This is a genomic window from Streptococcus cristatus (genome assembly GCF_003943515.1).
Classification (GTDB): Bacteria; Bacillota; Bacilli; order Lactobacillales; family Streptococcaceae; genus Streptococcus; species Streptococcus cristatus_D.
Map to the genome: position 1 here is coordinate 203027 of NZ_RJPT01000001.1, position 18004 is coordinate 221030.

At 43.2% G+C, this 18004-nt stretch carries 16 protein-coding genes and 1 pseudogene; 12 read left to right on the forward strand and 5 right to left on the reverse strand.

All coding sequences use genetic code 11. The features are described from left to right. Positions 1-127 precede the first annotated feature (127 nt). The 7 genes from D8791_RS01035 to D8791_RS01070 all read left to right on the forward strand — a co-directional run bounded on the left by D8791_RS01035 (position 128) and on the right by D8791_RS01070 (position 6770). Positions 128-1477 (forward strand): hypothetical protein, encoded by a 1350-nt coding sequence (locus tag D8791_RS01035; protein ID WP_125445966.1) that lies wholly within the window; start codon positions 128-130, stop codon positions 1475-1477. A 75-nt stretch (positions 1478-1552) separates the two neighbouring features. After that, positions 1553-2470: a hypothetical protein gene (locus tag D8791_RS01040; protein WP_223368184.1), complete on the forward strand. Its 918-nt coding sequence runs from the start codon at positions 1553-1555 to the stop codon at positions 2468-2470. Positions 2471-2522: 52 nt separating this feature from the next. Then, positions 2523-3347, forward strand: a complete 825-nt coding sequence (locus D8791_RS01045; RefSeq protein WP_125445967.1) for a hypothetical protein — start codon at positions 2523-2525, stop codon at positions 3345-3347. A 278-nt stretch (positions 3348-3625) separates the two neighbouring features. Continuing rightward, on the forward strand, positions 3626-4324 hold the full coding sequence (gene dapD, locus D8791_RS01055; protein ID WP_048791915.1) for a 2,3,4,5-tetrahydropyridine-2,6-dicarboxylate N-acetyltransferase: 699 nt from the start codon (positions 3626-3628) through the stop codon (positions 4322-4324). Positions 4325-4412: 88 nt separating this feature from the next. After that, the gene (locus tag D8791_RS01060) at positions 4413-5546 is read left to right on the forward strand and encodes an N-acetyldiaminopimelate deacetylase (protein ID WP_125445968.1); all 1134 of its coding nucleotides are present in this window, start codon (positions 4413-4415) and stop codon (positions 5544-5546) included. 20 nt (positions 5547-5566) lie between these two features. Then, complete coding sequence (locus D8791_RS01065; protein WP_125445969.1) at positions 5567-6103, forward strand: 5-formyltetrahydrofolate cyclo-ligase; 537 nt, start codon at positions 5567-5569, stop codon at positions 6101-6103. After that, complete coding sequence (locus D8791_RS01070) at positions 6087-6770, forward strand: rhomboid family intramembrane serine protease (protein ID WP_125445970.1); 684 nt, start codon at positions 6087-6089, stop codon at positions 6768-6770. The genes D8791_RS01065 and D8791_RS01070 overlap by 17 nt, the downstream gene beginning before the upstream one ends. Before the next feature lie 291 nt (positions 6771-7061). On the opposite strand, the gene galU is transcribed toward D8791_RS01070, so the two are convergent. Next, the gene (gene galU / locus D8791_RS01075; protein ID WP_125387238.1) at positions 7062-7964 is read right to left on the reverse strand and encodes a UTP--glucose-1-phosphate uridylyltransferase GalU; all 903 of its coding nucleotides are present in this window, start codon (positions 7962-7964) and stop codon (positions 7062-7064) included. Positions 7965-7994: 30 nt separating this feature from the next. Beyond that, positions 7995-9011, reverse strand: a complete 1017-nt coding sequence (locus D8791_RS01080) for an NAD(P)H-dependent glycerol-3-phosphate dehydrogenase (protein ID WP_125445971.1) — start codon at positions 9009-9011, stop codon at positions 7995-7997. Between the two features lie 158 nt (positions 9012-9169). On the opposite strand from D8791_RS01080, the gene D8791_RS01085 reads away from it, so the two are divergent. The 5 genes and pseudogenes from D8791_RS01085 (at position 9170) to groL (ending at position 14964) form a co-directional block, all read left to right on the forward strand. After that, a complete protein-coding gene (locus D8791_RS01085) occupies positions 9170-10876 on the forward strand; it encodes an ABC transporter ATP-binding protein (protein ID WP_125445972.1) in 1707 nt (568 codons plus the stop codon). 1 nt (position 10877) lies between these two features. After that, the gene (locus tag D8791_RS01090; protein ID WP_125445973.1) at positions 10878-12656 is read left to right on the forward strand and encodes an ABC transporter ATP-binding protein; all 1779 of its coding nucleotides are present in this window, start codon (positions 10878-10880) and stop codon (positions 12654-12656) included. Positions 12657-12713: 57 nt separating this feature from the next. Then, positions 12714-12896 (forward strand): annotated as a pseudogene (locus tag D8791_RS01095) (DUF202 domain-containing protein); the annotation flags it as partial. Positions 12897-13036: 140 nt separating this feature from the next. Beyond that, the gene (groES, locus tag D8791_RS01100) at positions 13037-13318 is read left to right on the forward strand and encodes a co-chaperone GroES (RefSeq protein WP_048766103.1); all 282 of its coding nucleotides are present in this window, start codon (positions 13037-13039) and stop codon (positions 13316-13318) included. Between the two features lie 23 nt (positions 13319-13341). After that, positions 13342-14964, forward strand: coding sequence for a chaperonin GroEL (gene groL / locus D8791_RS01105; protein WP_125445974.1), 1623 nt, complete (start codon positions 13342-13344; stop codon positions 14962-14964). Between the two features lie 277 nt (positions 14965-15241). On the opposite strand, the gene D8791_RS01110 is transcribed toward groL, so the two are convergent. From D8791_RS01110 to D8791_RS01120, 3 genes are read right to left on the reverse strand one after another with little or no spacing between them, the layout of a single operon-like run. Further along, positions 15242-16117, reverse strand: a complete 876-nt coding sequence (locus D8791_RS01110) for an SDR family NAD(P)-dependent oxidoreductase (protein WP_125445975.1) — start codon at positions 16115-16117, stop codon at positions 15242-15244. A gap of 1 nt (position 16118) precedes the next feature. Further along, complete coding sequence (locus D8791_RS01115) at positions 16119-16955, reverse strand: alpha/beta fold hydrolase (protein ID WP_125445976.1); 837 nt, start codon at positions 16953-16955, stop codon at positions 16119-16121. A 13-nt stretch (positions 16956-16968) separates the two neighbouring features. Beyond that, the gene (locus tag D8791_RS01120) at positions 16969-17973 is read right to left on the reverse strand and encodes an NADP-dependent oxidoreductase (protein ID WP_125445977.1); all 1005 of its coding nucleotides are present in this window, start codon (positions 17971-17973) and stop codon (positions 16969-16971) included. Between the last annotated feature and the right edge of the window lie 31 nt (positions 17974-18004).

Sequence of the window (18004 nt, forward strand, 5' to 3'; positions counted from 1 at the left end):
GTTTGTGCAGCTATTTGACCGGTATGGTTATAGAAAAGGGAATAGCAGCATTCAGCGAGCAAGAATTGTTAACTATTAGACGAATCGTCTTTTTAATGATAGAAGAACCAATAGATAAGGAGGAGCTATGGGAAAGAGAAATCTGGAAGCTTTGAGGCAGAAACATCAATCGAAATTCAAGAAGGCCCAAACGAAAAAGCCAGCAAATAGCCAATCATCCTTTCTATCCAAATGGAAAACCAAGGAAGACAAACATATCAAATCATCTACTGGATTGCAAGAAGCGCAGGGGAGCCCGGAAGAAAATCAAGCTCGTCCTTCCGTTTCGTCTCCATCAAAAGTGGCATTTCCAATAGAGAGCTCAAGCAATGAGCCGTCTGCCGTCTCTTCGATAGAGGATAAAAATGGCTATGGGGCTAAAACAAGTCTTCAAGACCAGCCGGTGTTTTCTGAGCGATTAGAAGGAGCTCAGCAGGTGAAGGAGCCTTTGTCGCTTCTATCACAGAATTTGTTGGAATTAAAGCAGAGAGAGCTGAAGCGTCTCATTTCTAGCTTAGAATCACTGAAAGCTAAAAAACAAAACCAAGTCCTTCGTGGAAATCAAGCTAGCCAGCCGGTGTCAGGCTTTGTTGAACCAAAGCAGACAAAGCTTTCTCCGCGAATAAGCGCTAATGAGCTTGCTAGAGAGATAGATAAAGTAGAGTTTAAGAAGAAAAAACTAGGATTCTTTTCTAAGATATGGGTGATGGTACTTTCTAGTTTGGGGATTATGACTTTTTTGGCTGAGACTGGAATGACGTGGCTAGAGATGGAAAAGGTAAAAGATAAAGAAAAAGCCGCAGCTATTTCTCGTATGTTAGACTCATATGGAAAGGATCAAGATTTAAAATCTGATAATCGTCCAGAATGGATTGCTAAGAAAGAGGAGTATCAGTTTCATATTACCTATGATGATATCACTTCTTTGTTCTCAGACTTCACTTCATCGGTTCCAAATCTGACAAGGGTCGACGAGGTGGTTGCAAAGTTAGGGAAAGCTGAATCTGGTAGGGAAACGAACCAAGATGACCTAATCAAGACAATAGATTTAAACTATTCACAAGCAGGGACAGAGGCGAAAGTTAACCTCTCTTTTAAAAGCTATCTTGGTCCTTCTGAAACTCCTAAGTTGGAATCCCTAAAATGTACGCATCTCAGTAGTGCGCATCTACCAAACCGAAATGCTCAACTCACTCGCCAAGAACTTGCTGGTATAGAGAAAGGAAAGACCTACCAAGAGATTGTCAGTCAGTTGGGACTTCCAGAGCGCCTCGATTGGCATGGGGGAATCTTGAGCTATACGACTTTATCGATTTCTTATCGTTTGGAGGATGGTCAAGAGGTTAGTTTTTCTTTTGAAAAAGATGACACTCAGAGCTATCGACTGAAAGACAGCTCAGGTTTGGCAAGCGAAGCAGGAGAAGCAGGTGCTCAGTAGTGCTTGCCTAGCAGAAGAATCAGCCGTTTGTAGAAAGGGAATGAGCAATCAAGTATTTAGTTGATAGGTGAAAAGGTGAAAGATAGAAATTTAGAAGCATTGAGGCGGGAGCACAAATCCAAGTTTAAAGCTAGAAACACTTCGTCGGTCAAGAGCCAGCGGGAACGGGGAGGAGCTGCCCTCGAACAGACAAAGGAAGAAGCAAGGAAAGAAAAGCAGCGAACAGAGTCAGCAGTCAATCCTAATGGCCAGCTTTTAGCAAAGTCTGTGCTATCTTCTTGGCTATCTCGTTATGCTTATCTTCTAGTGATGGCTGCAGGCCTAGTAGGATTGATTAGCTTATTGATGGTGTATATGCGACCAACTTTTAAGTCAGAAGGAAATCAATCAGCTATATCGTCTGTTAATACTGTTCCGACAGAATCAGAAAATAGGATAGAGATCCTGACGGAGGAAAATTCAGCTTTTATTGAAAAGAATCGAGAGGTCGATTTTCCATTCGAAGAGATTTTAGAATTGATTAAAACTATGAACGAACCTAATGTGTCTCCAGAGGATATCGTTAAGAAGTATGGAAAAGCCAGTTCTGGGAGTGAGGATAATAGCGTGAAGGGCAGTAAATTGGTGACACTTTCCTATAATTTGGTAGGAAGAAAAGGAGTTGTTGATATGCACCTTAGGAATGCTGGAGGAGGAATGGAGCTTTCTACAGTATCAGTTACTTTCTTCCAGAATGCTGGGGAATCGATTACGAAGACAGTTGATGATTATCGATCGCTCATTCCTCAAAGTAAGCGAGAAGGGATGGAAATCAAGCAAGCTATTGTAGAACTGGGGATGCCAAAGAGTATTTATGCTCATAAAACGCTTAAAAAGCAAGTTGATTTTTTTAGTATGAGCTATCCAACTAAGGAAAAGATGTCAGTTTCTTTGTATTTTGACGAAGTGAATGGAACTTACCGCCTCACCAGTATGATGACAAGTACGGTCTGAGAGCCTAGACTGAGAGCATGGATTTTTTCTTAACATAGACAGGGATAGAAGAATGGGAAAAAGAGATTTAGAAAAATTACGAAGGGAACATAAGGGAAAATTTAGTAGAACTAGGGAACCCATAAAACGAGAGTCTAAGGAAGGAGCTAGTTTGCTAGCTGAAACAAACCTCAAGGAAGGCACAAGACAAGAATCAAAGTCAACTTTTAAGAGAACCGCAAAGTTTAAACACAAATCACCATTTTTCAAGCTAGTGAGTGCTCTAGCCCTGATAGGCCTTGTTATCGGTCTACTTGTCTTAATCGGGAATTGGACCAATTCTTACAGAAAGAATCCGTTAGTAAGAACAGAAGCAAAATATTCTTCTTCAAATGCCGAAGTTTTGGATTGGGAACCAAGGGATTTTATAAAGTATAAGATTGAAGAGGACGAGGATAAAAATATAACAGTATCCAATTTTGTTCGTCAACATGGTTTAGCTAAAAGCAGCGATGAAACGGTGATTGGCAAGAAGGATAAATTATTATCACTGATCTATGATTTGAAGGGAGGAGGCTTTGCCGTCCTTCAATTCTGGGATTTTGGTTCAGGTCTACATCTTACTAGCATAGCTTATAATATTTATCAAAATGAGGATTTGACAGGGGAACGGCTTTCTTTCCTTAAGGGAATGACATCAAATGAAGAAACTGGCATCACTGATCTAGAAGTGATAGAACATTTGGGGCTTCCCAACAACTACTACAAAGCAGTGGTGAAAGGATATTACAGTATGTCTATGGGCTATAGGGCAGAAGATAAAACCTTCTTCCATTTAAACTTTGTAAAGGGAAAGGATGGCCAATTTCATCTGAATAAACTTAAAGAGACTAAATAGCATACTAGCTGCTAATAAAGTCCTAACTGTATAGCCAAATTGTGTTATAATAGAGAAATAAAAGAGATAGAGAGTGGGACAGAAATCGGTAATTCGTTAGAATTCGATTTCGTCGTCCCGCCTCCGCACAGTTGAGTAGGGCTGTAAAAGCTGATGAAGTCAGCGTAGTAGAGCCCACTCAACCACTGCGTCTTGCTCGACAATCCAAAGACAATTGAGAGGCTAGGACTTTTGTCCCAGACTCCAACAAAGAATAGAAAGAACAAAGAGGTGACGCCATGTCTGCTACGAAAATGAACGCTCAAGAAATTATCAAATTTATCGCTGATGCCAAGAAAAAAACTCCTGTCAAGGTAACCTTTGATGGAGAATTGCACGGATCAATCCCTTGGTCTGTTGTGAAATTAGGCAATGTTCTTTTTGGAGACTGGGAAGAAATCAAGCCACTCCTCGTGAACTTAGAAGAAAATAAGACCTATGTTGTAGAGCAGGATGCCCGCAATTCAGCGGTGCCGCTTTTGGACAAGCGCGACATCAATGCCCGTATTGAGCCGGGTGCTATTATCCGTGACCAAGTTGAAATTGGTGATAATGCTGTCATCATGATGGGGGCAGTCATCAATATCGGTGCAGAAATTGGTGCTGGTACCATGATTGATATGGGTGCTATTCTGGGCGGCCGAGCGATTGTTGGCAAAAATAGCCATGTCGGTGCTGGTGCGGTTCTGGCAGGAGTCATTGAGCCGGCTAGTGCTGAGCCAGTTCGGGTTGGCGATAACGTGCTGATTGGTGCCAATGCGGTTGTCATTGAAGGTGTACAAATTGGCAGTGGTTCCGTTGTTGCAGCTGGTGCGATTGTGACCCAGGATGTTCCTGAAAATGTAGTGGTTGCTGGTGTTCCAGCACGAGTTATCAAAAAAATTGATGAGAAGACGCAGCAGAAGACAGCTCTGGAAGACGCTCTGCGTACTCTTTAATATTGGTTAAAAGATAGCCGCCCTTGAACTTCATCGGGGGCGGTCTGACTCTTTGTTTGCACTGACAAGATTTTATAGGAAAGAAACAATGCTTGATTATCTGAACATTCGCCGCGATTTACACCAGATACCAGAAATCGGTCTGGAAGAATACAAGACTCATGCTTATTTGATGCAGGTCATTGATGGACTGACAGCAGGTCTAGACTTTGTGGAAATCCGAACTTGGCGGACGGGTATTTTGGTCTTTATCAAGGGAAGTTCACCGGATAAGACGATTGGCTGGCGGACGGATATCGATGGCCTTCCGATTGTGGAGGAGACCGGACTGGACTTTGCCAGTACCCATGAAAGTCGCATGCATGCCTGCGGACACGATATGCACATGACGGTCGCTCTAGGACTGCTGGAGCAAGCTGTGAGCACTCAGCCTACCCACAATCTGCTCTTTCTCTTTCAGCCTGCAGAGGAAAATGAAGCTGGTGGAATGCTCATGTACGAAGACGGTGCTTTTGGCGACTGGCTGCCGGATGAGTTTTACGGCCTCCATGTGCGGCCGGACCTCAAGGTCGGTGATATTGCCACTAATAGAGGAACTCTCTTTGCTGGCACCTGTGAAGTCAAGCTGACCTTTAAGGGGAAGGGAGGCCATGCGGCCTTTCCTCAAGAAGCCAATGATGCTTTGGTGGCGGCTAGCTACTTTATCACCCAGGTGCAGACCATTGTCAGCCGCAATGTCGATCCTATCGAGGGAGCGGTTGTGACCTTTGGTTCGCTCCATGCTGGCACGACCAACAATGTCATCGCAGAAACAGCTTTTCTGCATGGTACCATTCGGACCCTGACTCAGGAGATGAACCTCTTGACCCAGAAACGCTTACGGGAAATAGCAGAGGGCATAGCCCAAAGTTTCGGACTGGAATTGGACTTGGAGCTTAAACAAGGTGGCTACCTACCTGTAGAAAATCATCCTGACCTAGCAGACGAATTGATGGACTTTTTCCAGAAGGAAGAAGGAGTGGAGCTGATTGATATTGCGCCGGCTATGACAGGCGAGGACTTTGGCTATCTGCTCAGTAAGGTCAAGGGCGTCATGTTCTGGCTGGGAGTGGACAGTCCCTATGCCCTCCATCATCCCAAGATGACACCGGACGAGGCAGCACTGCCCTTTGCTATTGAAAAGATTGGGAAATTCCTAGATTATAAAATCAACGAAAGATAAGGAAAAGGTGGACGAGCTGCATGAAAAAAGAGCTGAGACAAACTGTACTGAAGCAGATGAAGAAACTTGCAGGAAAAGAAAAAAAGCAGGCAGATAACTGGCTGACCCAGCACTTGCTCAGTTCAGCAGCTTATCAAAAAGCTCAGGTTATCGCTACCTATCTTTCTATGCCGCATGAAGTCTCAACTGCATCCTTTATCAAGCAGGCTCAGTTGGATGGCAAGCGGGTTTTAGTGCCTAAGACCTATGGCCAGGGTCGGATGATATTTGTGGATTATGATGAAAGTCGCCTTCAAAAAAGCTCTTTTGGACTTATGGAGCCGATAAGTGAAGAGGCTGTGGACAAGACAGAAATTGATCTGATTCATGTGCCAGGCGTGGTCTTTAATTCTCAAGGTTTTCGGATTGGTTACGGCGGCGGCTACTATGACCGTTATCTGGCTGATTTTGCAGGAGCATCCATCAGCACTATTTATGCTGTCCAACAGGCAGAATTTTTACCAGCTCAACATGATGTTGCGGTAAAGGAGTTACTTATTTATGAAGCAAATCTTTGATAGAGACTATCCTGTGACAAGCATCCTGCTTATCCTAACGAGCCTTGTTTTTGCCTTGATGTTTCTTTCCTACGGTTTTCAATACAGCAGTTCCGAAGCCTTGTATCACTTTGGAGCCGTGCACGGTTATACGATTCAAGCGCTGCCGGAGCAGTTTTGGCGGGTTTTTGCTGCTATTTTTATCCATATTGGCTTGGAGCATTTTGTGGTCAATATGCTGACCCTCTACTTCCTTGGTCGGCAGATTGAAGCTATCTTTGGCTCATGGAAATTTTTGATACTCTACCTGATGTCAGGCATTATGGGGAATTTATTTGTGGTCTATTTTTCACCCAATAGCCTGGCAGCCGGGGCGTCTACTGCTCTTTTCGGCCTTTTTGCTTCCGTTGTTGTGCTTCGTTATGCTACGCGAAACTACTATCTGCAGCAGCTGGGTCAGTCCTATATGAGCCTACTGGCTGTCAATCTGGTCATGAGTTTTTTACCGGGAATTAGCCTTGCAGGCCACTTGGGCGGTCTAGTTGGCGGAGCTTTAGGAGCTGTGATCTTACCAGTATCGGGAGAACGCTACGCTTTTAGCAAGACTCAACGATTTTTAGCACTGGCAGCCTACCTTGGATTAGCAGCTATTTTGATTTTTCTGACTTTTCAACGACCAATTTTTTGAGAAATGAATTCAATTACCGCTTTTTAAAGCGGTATTCCAAAATGTGGCCAACCTCTGTCAGCAATAGAAAAATTGCTGATAGAGGTTGATTACCATATAATGAAAACTCTTAGAGATGCTGATATGACATCATTTTTAAGAGTTTTTTTACTTTATCCAGCAAAAGAAAAAGATTGAAGAAATTGTCCAAAATGGACTTTTTCTTCAATCTAACACCTAGTAAATCTAGGTGTTTTCCTGTATAGTGTTAAAAGCTGTTGCATTAGCTAATCTATTGCTTATGCACTTCTATTATTTTTTCGTTTTCTTATCTAATTTTTTGCCTAAATCGATAATGTATTGCTTCAAATCATCCTTAACCTGAGGGTGTTTGAGGGCGTAATCGATAGAAGTTTTCATGAAGCCAAACTTGTCACCGACATCATAGCGGTCGCCTTTGAATTCACGGGCAAAAACGCGCTGAGTCTTGTTGAGGGTATCGATGGCATCAGTCAGTTGAATTTCATTGCCAGCGCCGGGAGTTTGTTTTTCCAAAATTTCAAAAATTTCTGGCGTTAGCAGGTAGCGTCCGATAATGGCCAAATCACTTGGTGCATCTTCTGGTGCTGGTTTTTCAACAAATTTTTCAACGCTGTAGAGGCCATTGACGCCTTCGCCTTGTGGTGCAATAACGCCGTAAGCAGAGACTTCTTCATGAGGAACTTGCATAACTGCGATTGTAGATGCGTGGGTTGCTGCATAGTCATCCATGAGTTGCTTGGTGAGTGGCACTGCCTTGTCATTGGTAATGTCCATCAAATCATCCCCCAGCATGACCACAAAAGGCTCATTTCCGACGAAGGCCTTGGCTTGAAGTACGGCGTCCCCGAGTCCACGCGGATGGCTCTGACGGATGAAATGCAAGCCAATACCAGTGGTCTCATCCACCAACTTGAGCAAGTCGTTCTTGCCCTTTTCTTTGAGGTTGTATTCTAGCTCAAAGTTGGAGTCAAAGTGGTCCTCGATGGAGCGTTTTGACTTCCCTGTGACAACCAAAATGTCTTTGATTCCAGATTTAAGAGCTTCTTCGACGATAAACTGAATAGTTGGTTTGTCAACGATTGGCAGCATTTCTTTGGCCAGTGCCTTAGTGGCTGGCAAGAAGCGGGTTCCGAGACCGGCTGCAGGGATGATTGCTTTTCTGACTTTTGACATAAATTTCTCCTTTATAAAAAATATTGTAAATTAAGACCATTCATTTTCAGCTTTGAATTCATTATTCATCATATCATGAATAGCATCTTTGATATCATGGCCGTCATAGATGACCTTGTAAATAGCTTGGGTAATTGGCATGTAGACACCGAGCTCCTGAGCCAGTTCGTAGGCTGCCTTGGTGGTAGAGATTCCTTCGATAACCATGCCCATATTAGCTTCAATATCAGCCAATTTTTCGCCACGACCCAACGCATCGCCGGCCCGCCAGTTGCGAGAGTGGACAGAAGTTCCTGTGACAATCAAGTCGCCGACACCAGAAAGACCGCTGTAAGTCAGAGGGCTGGCTCCAAGTTTGACACCAAGTCGAGTAATTTCAGCCAGACCGCGTGTGATGATGGCAGCTTTGGCATTGTCACCATAGCCCAGCCCGTGGAGAGCTCCAGCTCCGACTGCGATGATGTTTTTCAGAGCACCTGCTGTCTCCACTCCAACGACATCAGTATTGGTGTAGAGGCGGAAATAGTGGTTGCTGAAGAGTTCCTGCACATATTTAGCGGTTTCAAGGTCCTTAGATGCTGCGGTAATCAGGGTAATGTCACGAACGATAGTTTCCTCAGCGTGGCTAGGGCCTGAAACAACAACAATCTCGCTACGCAAGTCTGTAGGGATTTCTTCTTCCAGAATAGTTGAAATCCGTTTGTGGGTATTGGGCTCCAGTCCCTTGGATGCATGCATGATTTTTACCTTGTGATCTAAGGTTTGCGCAACTTGTTTGGCTACCAGACGGGTCACCTTGGTCGGCACGACAAAAAGTACAGCATCTACGTTTGCTAGGGCATCTTTCAAGTCGTGATAAGCCTTGATTTCTTCGCTTAGAACCACATCTTTGAAATAGCGTTTGTTTGTATGCTGGTTATTGATCTCGTCAATCTGCTCTGCAATATTGCCCCAAATCCGGACTTCATGGCCATTATCATTGAGGACTTGCGATAGAGCCGTTCCCCAAGAACCAGGACCAATCACAGCAATTCGTTGATTATCCATCTTTTCTCCTTGTACGAGACCTACAAAAGGACTCACTTGCTTTTAGAGTTATTTATTATATTGTACCATATAATAACTGAAATTTCTTACTTGACATTGTTTTTATCTATGATATAGTAAGGAAGCTAAACAAAGTTAAAAATCTACGAGGAGGAATTATGTTCAGAAAAGCTTTATCAGCCTATAAATTATTTATCTTTTTATCTCTTCTTATGACATCGCTGATGCTGGCTAGCTCGCTGTTGCAGCCCCTGTATCTCAAGGATGTCTTAAATGCTCTTTTGGCAGGAAATCGGCAAGAAATCTATCGTTTGGGGGCATGGTTGCTAGGCTTTGGTCTTGTTGGCTTGCTCGCTGGCGGGGCAAATGTGACTCTGGCAGCCTATATTTCCCAAGGTGTGTCGTCGGATTTACGGGAAAAAACCTTTCGGAAAATTCAGACCTTCTCTTATGCCAATATTGAACAGTTCAATGCGGGGAATCTCGTCGTCCGAATGACCAACGACATCAACCAAGTACAAAATTTGGTCATGATGATGTTTCAGATTTTATTCCGCCTGCCTATTTTATTTTTAGGTTCCTTTATTTTGGCGGTGGTGACCATTCCTTCCTTGTGGTGGGTGATTGTCCTGATGGTCTTTTTGGTCTTCTTTTTGACAGGAGTGATGATGGGCTTGATGGGTCCACGCTTTGCCAAATTTCAAGTTCTCTTAGAAAAGATCAATTCGATTGCCAAAGAAAATCTGCGTGGCGTCCGTGTCGTCAAATCTTTCGTGCAGGAGAGAGAGCAGTATCAGAAGTTTACGCAAGTTTCAGATGAACTTTTGGAGCAAAATCTCTTTATTGGTTATGCCTTTTCGATCGTTCAACCGATGATGATGATCGTCGGCTACGGGGCTGTCTATCTGACCATGTGGCTCTTGTCTAGCATGATACAGATGGATCCAGGCTTGGTTAGCTCAATTGTCTCTTTCATTTCTTACTTGAATCAAATCATGTTTACTATCATCATGGTTGGATTTTTGGGCAATACCGTTACGCGTGCAATGGTATCAATTCGGCGGATCAAGGAGGTCTTGGATACAGAGCCAGCGATGACCTTCAAGAATGAAGTTGAAGAAGATTTAGAAGGTAGTCTGGTCTTTGACCATGTGACCTTTACCTATCCGACAGATACAGAGCCTATGCTCAAGGATATTAGCTTTGAAGTCAAACCAGGAGAGATGATTGGTGTTGTCGGAGCGACGGGAGCAGGGAAATCAACTCTGGCCCAGCTCATTCCACGCCTTTTTGATCCTCAGGAAGGTTCTATTAAGATTGGTGGCAAGGACTTGCGCGACATTAATGAAGCTTCGCTGAGAAAAAATGTCTCCATCGTTCTGCAAAAAGCTATTTTATTTAAGGGGACGATTGCGGACAATCTGCGTCAAGGAAAGCAAAATGCTAGCCTGCCAGAGTTAGAACAGGCGGCGCGCATTGCTCAGGCGAGCGAGTTTATCAATCGCATGGAAGATACCTACAACAGCCAAGTCGAAGAACGGGGAAATAATTTCTCCGGTGGACAAAAGCAAAGAATATCCATCGCACGGGGTGTCGTCAGCAATCCTAATATTCTTATCCTAGATGACTCGACTTCAGCTCTAGATGCCAAGTCCGAAAAGCTAGTTCAAGAGGCGCTGAACAAGGATTTGAAGGGAACCACAACCATCATTATTGCCCAGAAGATTAGCTCCGTTGTCCATGCGGACAAGATTTTGGTGCTAGATCAAGGACGCTTGATTGGCCAAGGTAGACACGCAGACTTGGTTGCTACAAATGATGTCTACCGAGAAATTTATGAGACTCAAAAAGGAAAGGAGGACTAATATGAAGACAGCAAAATTTTTCTGGCAATATTTTAAACAGTATAAACTGGCTTTTTTGGTTGTTATGATTATGATTATCATCTCGACGGTTTTACAGGTTCTCTTTCCGATTTTTACCGGTCTAGCCATTAGTGAGCTGGTGGAGTTGGGTAGTGCTTTTGCGAGTGGCAAGCTTGCTTCAGGCGATGTTTCAGACTTTGCCGCTTTCCAAGGAATCATGTGGAATTTGGCGCTGGCTTTCATCTTCCTTTCGCTATCTAGCTTGATCTACATGCTATTGATGAGTCGGATCATTTCCTACTCAACCAATGAAATGCGTAAGGGTCTCTTTGGAAAATTGGCTCGCTTGACCGTTTCCTTCTTTGACCGCCATCAAGACGGGGATATCTTGTCGCGTTTTACCAGTGATTTGGATAATATCTTGCAGGCTTTCAACGAGAGTCTAGTCCAAGTGATGAGCAATATCGCTCTCTACATCGGTTTGATTGTCATTATGTTTATGCGGCATGCGACCTTGGCTTGGGTGACGATTGCCAGCACGCCAGTAGCCATCATTGTCTTGGTGTCCATCGTCAAGCTGGCTCGCAAGTACACAGACTTGCAGCAAAAAGAAGTCGGTCAGCTTAATGCTTACATGGATGAGACGATTTCCGGCCAGAAGGCAGTCATTGTGCAGGGAATGCAAGAAGAAGTCATCAAAGGCTTTGTCCAGCAAAATGATAAGGTTCGGTCAGCAACCTTTAAGGGACGTGCTTTTTCTGGTTTGCTCTTTCCTGTCATGAACGGAATGAGCCTGATCAATACGGCGATCGTGATTTTTGTGGGTTCAGCCATTATGCTCAATGATCCTAATGTGAAGACCTCGGTAGCCATTGGTTTGATTTCAACCTTTACACAGTTTTCTCAACAGTACTATCAGCCTATCATTCAGGTTGCGGCAAGCTGGGGAAGCCTGCAGCTGGCTTTCACTGGTGCGGATCGGATTCAGGAAATGTTTGATGCGCCTGAGGAAGTGCGCCCGCAGAATGCACCAGCCTTTACCGAGCTGAAAGAAGTCGTCGAGATAAAGCATGTGGATTTCTCTTATGTCGAAGGTAAGCCGATTTTGAAGGATGTTTCCATCTCAGCGCCAAAAGGCAAGATGATAGCTGTTGTAGGACCGACAGGATCGGGCAAGACGACCATTATGAACCTGATCAATCGTTTTTACGATGTGGATAAGGGCAGTATCGAATTTGACGGGCGCGATATCCGAGACTATGACTTGGATAGCTTGCGCAGTCATGTAGGTATCGTTTTGCAAGATTCTGTCTTGTTCAGCGGAACCATTCGAGACAATATTAGATTTGGAGTGCCGGATGCCAGTCAGGAGATGGTTGAAATCGCTGCGCGTGCTACTCATATTCACGAGTATATTGAAAGCTTGCCTGATCAATACGATACAATCGTAGATGATGATCAAAACATCTTTTCAACAGGTCAAAAGCAATTGATTTCAATTGCTCGAACCCTTTTGACCGATCCTCAAGTACTGATCTTGGATGAGGCCACCTCCAATGTTGATACGGTGACCGAGAGCAAGATCCAGAGCGCGATGGAGGCTATTGTGGCAGGTCGAACCAGTTTTGTCATCGCTCACCGCTTAAAGACTATATTGAATGCGGACCAGATTATTGTCTTAAAAGATGGGGAAGTCATTGAAAGAGGCAATCATCATGAATTGCTGCATCTAGGTGGCTTCTATTCTGAGCTCTACCACAATCAATTTGTATTTGAATAAATATATACAGAAACGGAGCTATTTCATGAGGCTACCTTCGTTTTTTGAAAGGAATTAATCAATTTTGTCCTGATCTATCTCTTTCATCGAACCAATCTGCTTCTGTTCATCGTAGGAGTCATCTTAGCTGTTTTGGGAATTCTTGTCATGCTGGTCTTTGGCTATGGCATCTACAAGGGTAGACTAAATCTGCAAAAGGTTATTGATGATTTTGAAGAGAAACTGAAGTTAGTTCAATAATGTTTCCAATTAATTTCCCCAAAAACTTTGTCATTCGGCAAAGTTTTTTCTTGACTATTTCTGACCAAGTGATAAAATAATAACTATAGATTAGCACTCGATGTCATAGAGTGCTAAAATTCAATCTTTGGAGGAAAAAGATGTTAAAACCATTAGGTGACCGTGTGGTCTTAAAAGTAGAAGAAAAAGAACAGAAAGTTGGTGGCTTTGTCATTGCTGGTGCAGGACAAGATGCGACAAAAGAAGCAAAAGTCATCGCAGTTGGCCAAGGCATCCGTACGTTGAACGGAGAGCTGGTTGCACCAAGTGTCAAGCCAGGTGATAAGGTTTTAGTTGAAAGCCATGCTGGCATTGAAGTTAAAGATCAGGATGAGAAATTCTTGGTTGTTGGGGAAGCAAGCATTCTTGCAATTGTTGAGTAAAAATCGAAGAAAGAGGTTTAAAGATGGCAAAAGATATTAAATTTTCATCAGATGCACGCAGTGCAATGGTTCGTGGTGTGGATATTTTAGCAGATACTGTCAAGGTAACCTTGGGCCCTAAAGGGCGCAATGTTGTTTTGGAAAAATCTTTTGGCTCACCCCTCATCACCAATGACGGTGTGACCATTGCCAAGGAAATCGAACTGGAAGACCATTTTGAAAATATGGGTGCTAAGCTAGTATCAGAAGTTGCTTCAAAAACTAATGATATTGCTGGAGACGGAACAACGACTGCTACTGTTTTGACCCAAGCTATTGTCCGCGAAGGCATCAAAAACGTCACTGCTGGTGCCAATCCAATCGGTATCCGCCGCGGGATTGAAGCAGCAGTTGCGACTGCTGTCAGCGCTCTGAAAGAAACAGCGATTCCGGTTTCTAACAAGGAAGCGATTGCTCAGGTTGCTGCCGTATCTTCTCGCAGCGAGAAAGTCGGTGAGTACATCTCTGAAGCTATGGAAAAAGTTGGCAACGATGGCGTTATCACCATCGAAGAGTCCAAAGGTATGGAAACAGAGCTGGATGTTGTAGAAGGAATGCAGTTTGACCGTGGCTACCTGTCTCAATATATGGTGACGGATAGTGAAAAAATGGTGGCTGATCTGGACAACCCTTATATCTTGATTACAGACAAGAAAATTTCTAACATTCAAGAAATTCTGCCATTGTTGGAAAGTATTTTGAAAACCAACCGTCCGCTCTTGATTATTGCGGATGATGTGGATGGTGAAGCTTTGCCAACACTTGTTCTTAACAAGATTCGTGGAACCTTCAACGTTGTGGCTGTTAAAGCGCCAGGTTTCGGTGACCGTCGCAAGGCTATGCTGGAAGACATTGCCATCTTGACAGGCGGTACAGTGATTACAGAAGACCTTGGTCTGGAGCTCAAAGATGCGACTATTGAAGCGCTTGGACAAGCTTCTAAGGTCACTGTTGACAAGGACAGCACTGTGATTGTGGAAGGTTCTGGCAATCCTGAAGCCATTGCCAATCGTGTGGCCGTTATCAAATCACAAATCGAAAGTACAACTTCTGAGTTTGACAAGGAAAAACTGCAAGAACGTCTGGCGAAATTGTCTGGTGGTGTAGCTGTGATTAAGGTCGGTGCCGCAACCGAAACCGAACTTAAAGAAATGAAACTCCGCATTGAAGATGCCCTTAACGCAACCCGTGCAGCGGTAGAAGAAGGAATCGTCTCTGGTGGTGGTACAGCCTTTGTCAGCGTATTGGCTGCAGTTGCTGGTCTCGAATTAACAGGAGATGAAGCGACAGGTCGCAATATTGTACTTCGCGCCTTGGAAGAGCCTGTCCGTCAAATCGCTCTGAATGCAGGATTCGAAGGCTCAATCGTCATTGACCGCCTGAAAAACTCTGAAGCTGGTACAGGCTTTAATGCTGCGACTGGCGAATGGGTCAACATGATTGAAGCTGGAATCATTGACCCAGTTAAGGTGACTCGTTCAGCCTTGCAAAATGCCGCTTCTGTAGCTAGCTTGATTTTGACAACAGAAGCTGTTGTGGCTAATAAGCCAGAACCTGCGCCAGTAGCACCAGCTATGGACCCAAGCATGATGGGCGGCATGATGTAAGACACATCGAAGAAAGTACAACTTTTTTGAAATCAATAAAGTAAAAAAGACTTCAAACTATTGATCCAAAACAATGGTTTGAAGCCTTTTTATTGTACGGATAATGGGACGAAAGCTTGTAAAATAATGAAAAAGGTTGAAATGTAAATGATTTTTGAAAGCTGCTTGGAGTGATTGTAAATGTAATTAATTCAAAATGGGACAAATAATCTTATAGCAGTAGAGAATACTTTAGTTTAGAAAATTAGCTCTGCATAGTAATCAAGGAGTAAGAAAGCTAAACTTTTTCGGACTTATTTTGGAACAACTCAATTCTATCATTACAATAAGTGATTAAAGTTTTAGCTTTTTCAAGTGTGTAGCCTTTTTCAGATACTGACTTCACTTTCTTCTCATCAAAATAGTAGCCAGTCAAGCCCCTGACTTCCTCTGATAAGGTGAGATAGTAGCCTGTTTCAATCCCTTCATCTAGATTTTTTGAGAGAGACTTCATCAGGCGTCCGAAGAGAGACTTTTTCGTCTTTTCATCACTGGAATCATTCCCTAAGTTAGTTGAAATCAAGCCCGGATGGTAGGCATTAATAGTGATATTTGAACCTCTTAAAAAGAAATCCCTTGCTAGATAGCGTGTCATCCAAATCGTGTAAAGTTTGGAATTATTATAGGCCAATCCTGGATTGTATTCTTTCTCAAAACCAAAGTCCAAATCCTTGACCTTGGCAAAATGATGCATATAGGAAGAAGTATTAATGACACGGCCGTCAGCCGCTTTTTCTAACAAGGAACTTAGCTCAGTTGTTAAAATATAGGGAACGAGAACGGATAACATAAAAGTCAACTCGACATTTTCAGCACTCGCTTTTCGTTCTTTCCCTGCATACAGGCCTGCATTGTTAAACAAGACATCGATACTTTTAAAGTCTCTCTTGATTTCCTCTACAAATCGATAAACATCGTCTAATTTTGAAAAATCTGCGAGGTAGCTAGAAACTCTGCCTCTCAAGGAGACTGAACGAACCTCTTGAAGTGCCAGCTCAAGTTTTTGAGGATTTCGACCATGGAGGATGACATGATGGCCTTCACTGGCTAATTTCTTTGCCAAATGTTTACCGATACCGTCAGTAGCACCTGTAATCAGAATCGTTTTGACCATCTTAGTCCTCCAAGAAAGCTTTTAATTCTTTTGAAAATTCGTCTGCATATTGGAAGATAGAACCATGACCTGCATTTGGATAGATAATCAGCTTACTATCTTTAATTTTCTCATGCATGTCATAGGAATTTTTCGTTGGTACTTGCATATCCTTGTCCCCGTTGACGATTAAGGTTGGTTGGGTGATGAATCTGAGGTCGTCTTGAGGATCTTTCCCCCAACGTTTAATAGCTTTGAGTTGAGTCAAGAAGCCAGGAACATTCATGTCTTTATCCGCGAATTCCTTGGTCCTCATACCCATTCGTCCTAGAACTTTCAAGGCTTCAATTTTTCCTTGTTCATCATGGTTATAGAAGATATAGCGTTTAGGGTCAATGCGCTCCAGTCCAGCTTTAAACATAAAACTAAAAGTTTTCCCTGTAACCTTGTCCATTTCAACCCCACCTCGAGGTCCTGTTCCTGCCAAGATGAGACGGTTGACCAAATTAGGCTTGATTCGGATGATTTCTTGGGCAATCATACCTCCCATAGAAAGACCGAGGAGATTGATCTTATCGTAACCAAGTGCTTGGATAAAGGCAATTGTCTGCTCAGCCATTCCAGGAATAGTCGGAGCAACTTTTCCTTGACTGGCTCCAACACCAGGAAGATCGACTACAATGACATGATGCTTTTCAGCAATCAAGTCTAATAGTCTTGGATCCCAGTTATCGAGAGTTGCTGCCAAATGGACCAGCATCAGAAGTGGTAGTTTTGATTTGCCTTTGCTGAGTTCGCGATAGGCGATTTGGTTTTCTTGGACAGTGATGTATTGATTTTTAGTTGTAATATATGACATTGTATTTTCCTTTTTATTTCTTAAAGCTGAGGACTGTTTTTCCACGTGAGCGACCATTAGCGACTTTGTCTAAGGCGCTATTCACTTCTTCAAATGGATAAACTGTATCGATAGATGGTTTGATTTCTAATTTGCTAAATAGGTCAGATACCTCTTGTAATTGAGCGCCATTACTTTTTACAAAGATAAAATGGTAGTGAACGCCGTATTTGTCAGCCATCTTATCAAATTTACGACCTGCTAAGCCGAGAATAATCTGTTTCCATTTTGGCAGATTCATGCGTTTGGCAAAAGCAACGTTTGGCATGGCACGAAGTGAAACAAGATGACCACCTTTTTTCATGATAGACATTTGTTTTTCAGTTTCAGCTCCACCGAGAGTATCGAGGACATAATCAACCTGGCTAACAGTTTTTGTATAATCCTCTGTTTTGTAATCGATAAAGCGGTCTGCTCCTAGGGTCAATACACGCTCAGCACTATCTCCAGCCCCATTGGTGATAACTGTCAAACCTTTGGCTTTAGCGATTGGAATGGCCATTCCACCAACACCGCCTGTACCACCAGAGATAAAGATGGTTTTTCCAGCTTGAGCTCCCATGAGTTCTAAGGCTTGCATGATGGTCAAGGCAGTCAAAGGTACAGCAGCAGCTTCCTCGTCTGATAGATAGTCTGGAACCTTGGCTAAGGCTTGGCTATCGACAGCTACGTATTCTGCAAAGGCGCCAATATGGTCAAGCGGTAGACGTCCAAAGACACGGTCTCCTACTTGAAGGTTGTTAACTTTATTTCCAATGCTTTCAACAATTCCAACAACTTCATTACCTGCAGTTTGTGGGAGTTTGTAAGGGACAATCATCTTGACTTCACCACGAGAGATCATGTTATCGAGAGGATTAACCCCAGCTGCGGTGACTTTGACCAAAACTTCTTTGTCTGTGATACTTGGTTTAGCGATTTCTGTAATGTTCAGTGTGATATTGTTTTTGTTATAAGCAGTGTGTTGTGCGACTTTCATTGTCTTCTCTTTTCTATTTTTAGCTGTATCT

Coding starts and splice junctions, on each gene's coding strand:
- D8791_RS01035 (WP_125445966.1), top strand. CDS start 128: ATGGGAAAGAGAAATCTGGAAGCTTTGAGGCAGAAACATCAATCGAAA.
- D8791_RS01045 (WP_125445967.1), top strand. CDS start 2,523: ATGGGAAAAAGAGATTTAGAAAAATTACGAAGGGAACATAAGGGAAAA.
- dapD (WP_048791915.1), top strand. CDS start 3,626: ATGTCTGCTACGAAAATGAACGCTCAAGAAATTATCAAATTTATCGCT.
- D8791_RS01060 (WP_125445968.1), top strand. CDS start 4,413: ATGCTTGATTATCTGAACATTCGCCGCGATTTACACCAGATACCAGAA.
- D8791_RS01065 (WP_125445969.1), top strand. CDS start 5,567: ATGAAAAAAGAGCTGAGACAAACTGTACTGAAGCAGATGAAGAAACTT.
- D8791_RS01070 (WP_125445970.1), top strand. CDS start 6,087: ATGAAGCAAATCTTTGATAGAGACTATCCTGTGACAAGCATCCTGCTT.
- galU (WP_125387238.1), bottom strand. CDS start 7,964: ATGTCAAAAGTCAGAAAAGCAATCATCCCTGCAGCCGGTCTCGGAACC.
- D8791_RS01080 (WP_125445971.1), bottom strand. CDS start 9,011: ATGGATAATCAACGAATTGCTGTGATTGGTCCTGGTTCTTGGGGAACG.
- D8791_RS01085 (WP_125445972.1), top strand. CDS start 9,170: ATGTTCAGAAAAGCTTTATCAGCCTATAAATTATTTATCTTTTTATCT.
- D8791_RS01090 (WP_125445973.1), top strand. CDS start 10,878: ATGAAGACAGCAAAATTTTTCTGGCAATATTTTAAACAGTATAAACTG.
- groES (WP_048766103.1), top strand. CDS start 13,037: ATGTTAAAACCATTAGGTGACCGTGTGGTCTTAAAAGTAGAAGAAAAA.
- groL (WP_125445974.1), top strand. CDS start 13,342: ATGGCAAAAGATATTAAATTTTCATCAGATGCACGCAGTGCAATGGTT.
- D8791_RS01110 (WP_125445975.1), bottom strand. CDS start 16,117: ATGGTCAAAACGATTCTGATTACAGGTGCTACTGACGGTATCGGTAAA.
- D8791_RS01115 (WP_125445976.1), bottom strand. CDS start 16,955: ATGTCATATATTACAACTAAAAATCAATACATCACTGTCCAAGAAAAC.
- D8791_RS01120 (WP_125445977.1), bottom strand. CDS start 17,973: ATGAAAGTCGCACAACACACTGCTTATAACAAAAACAATATCACACTG.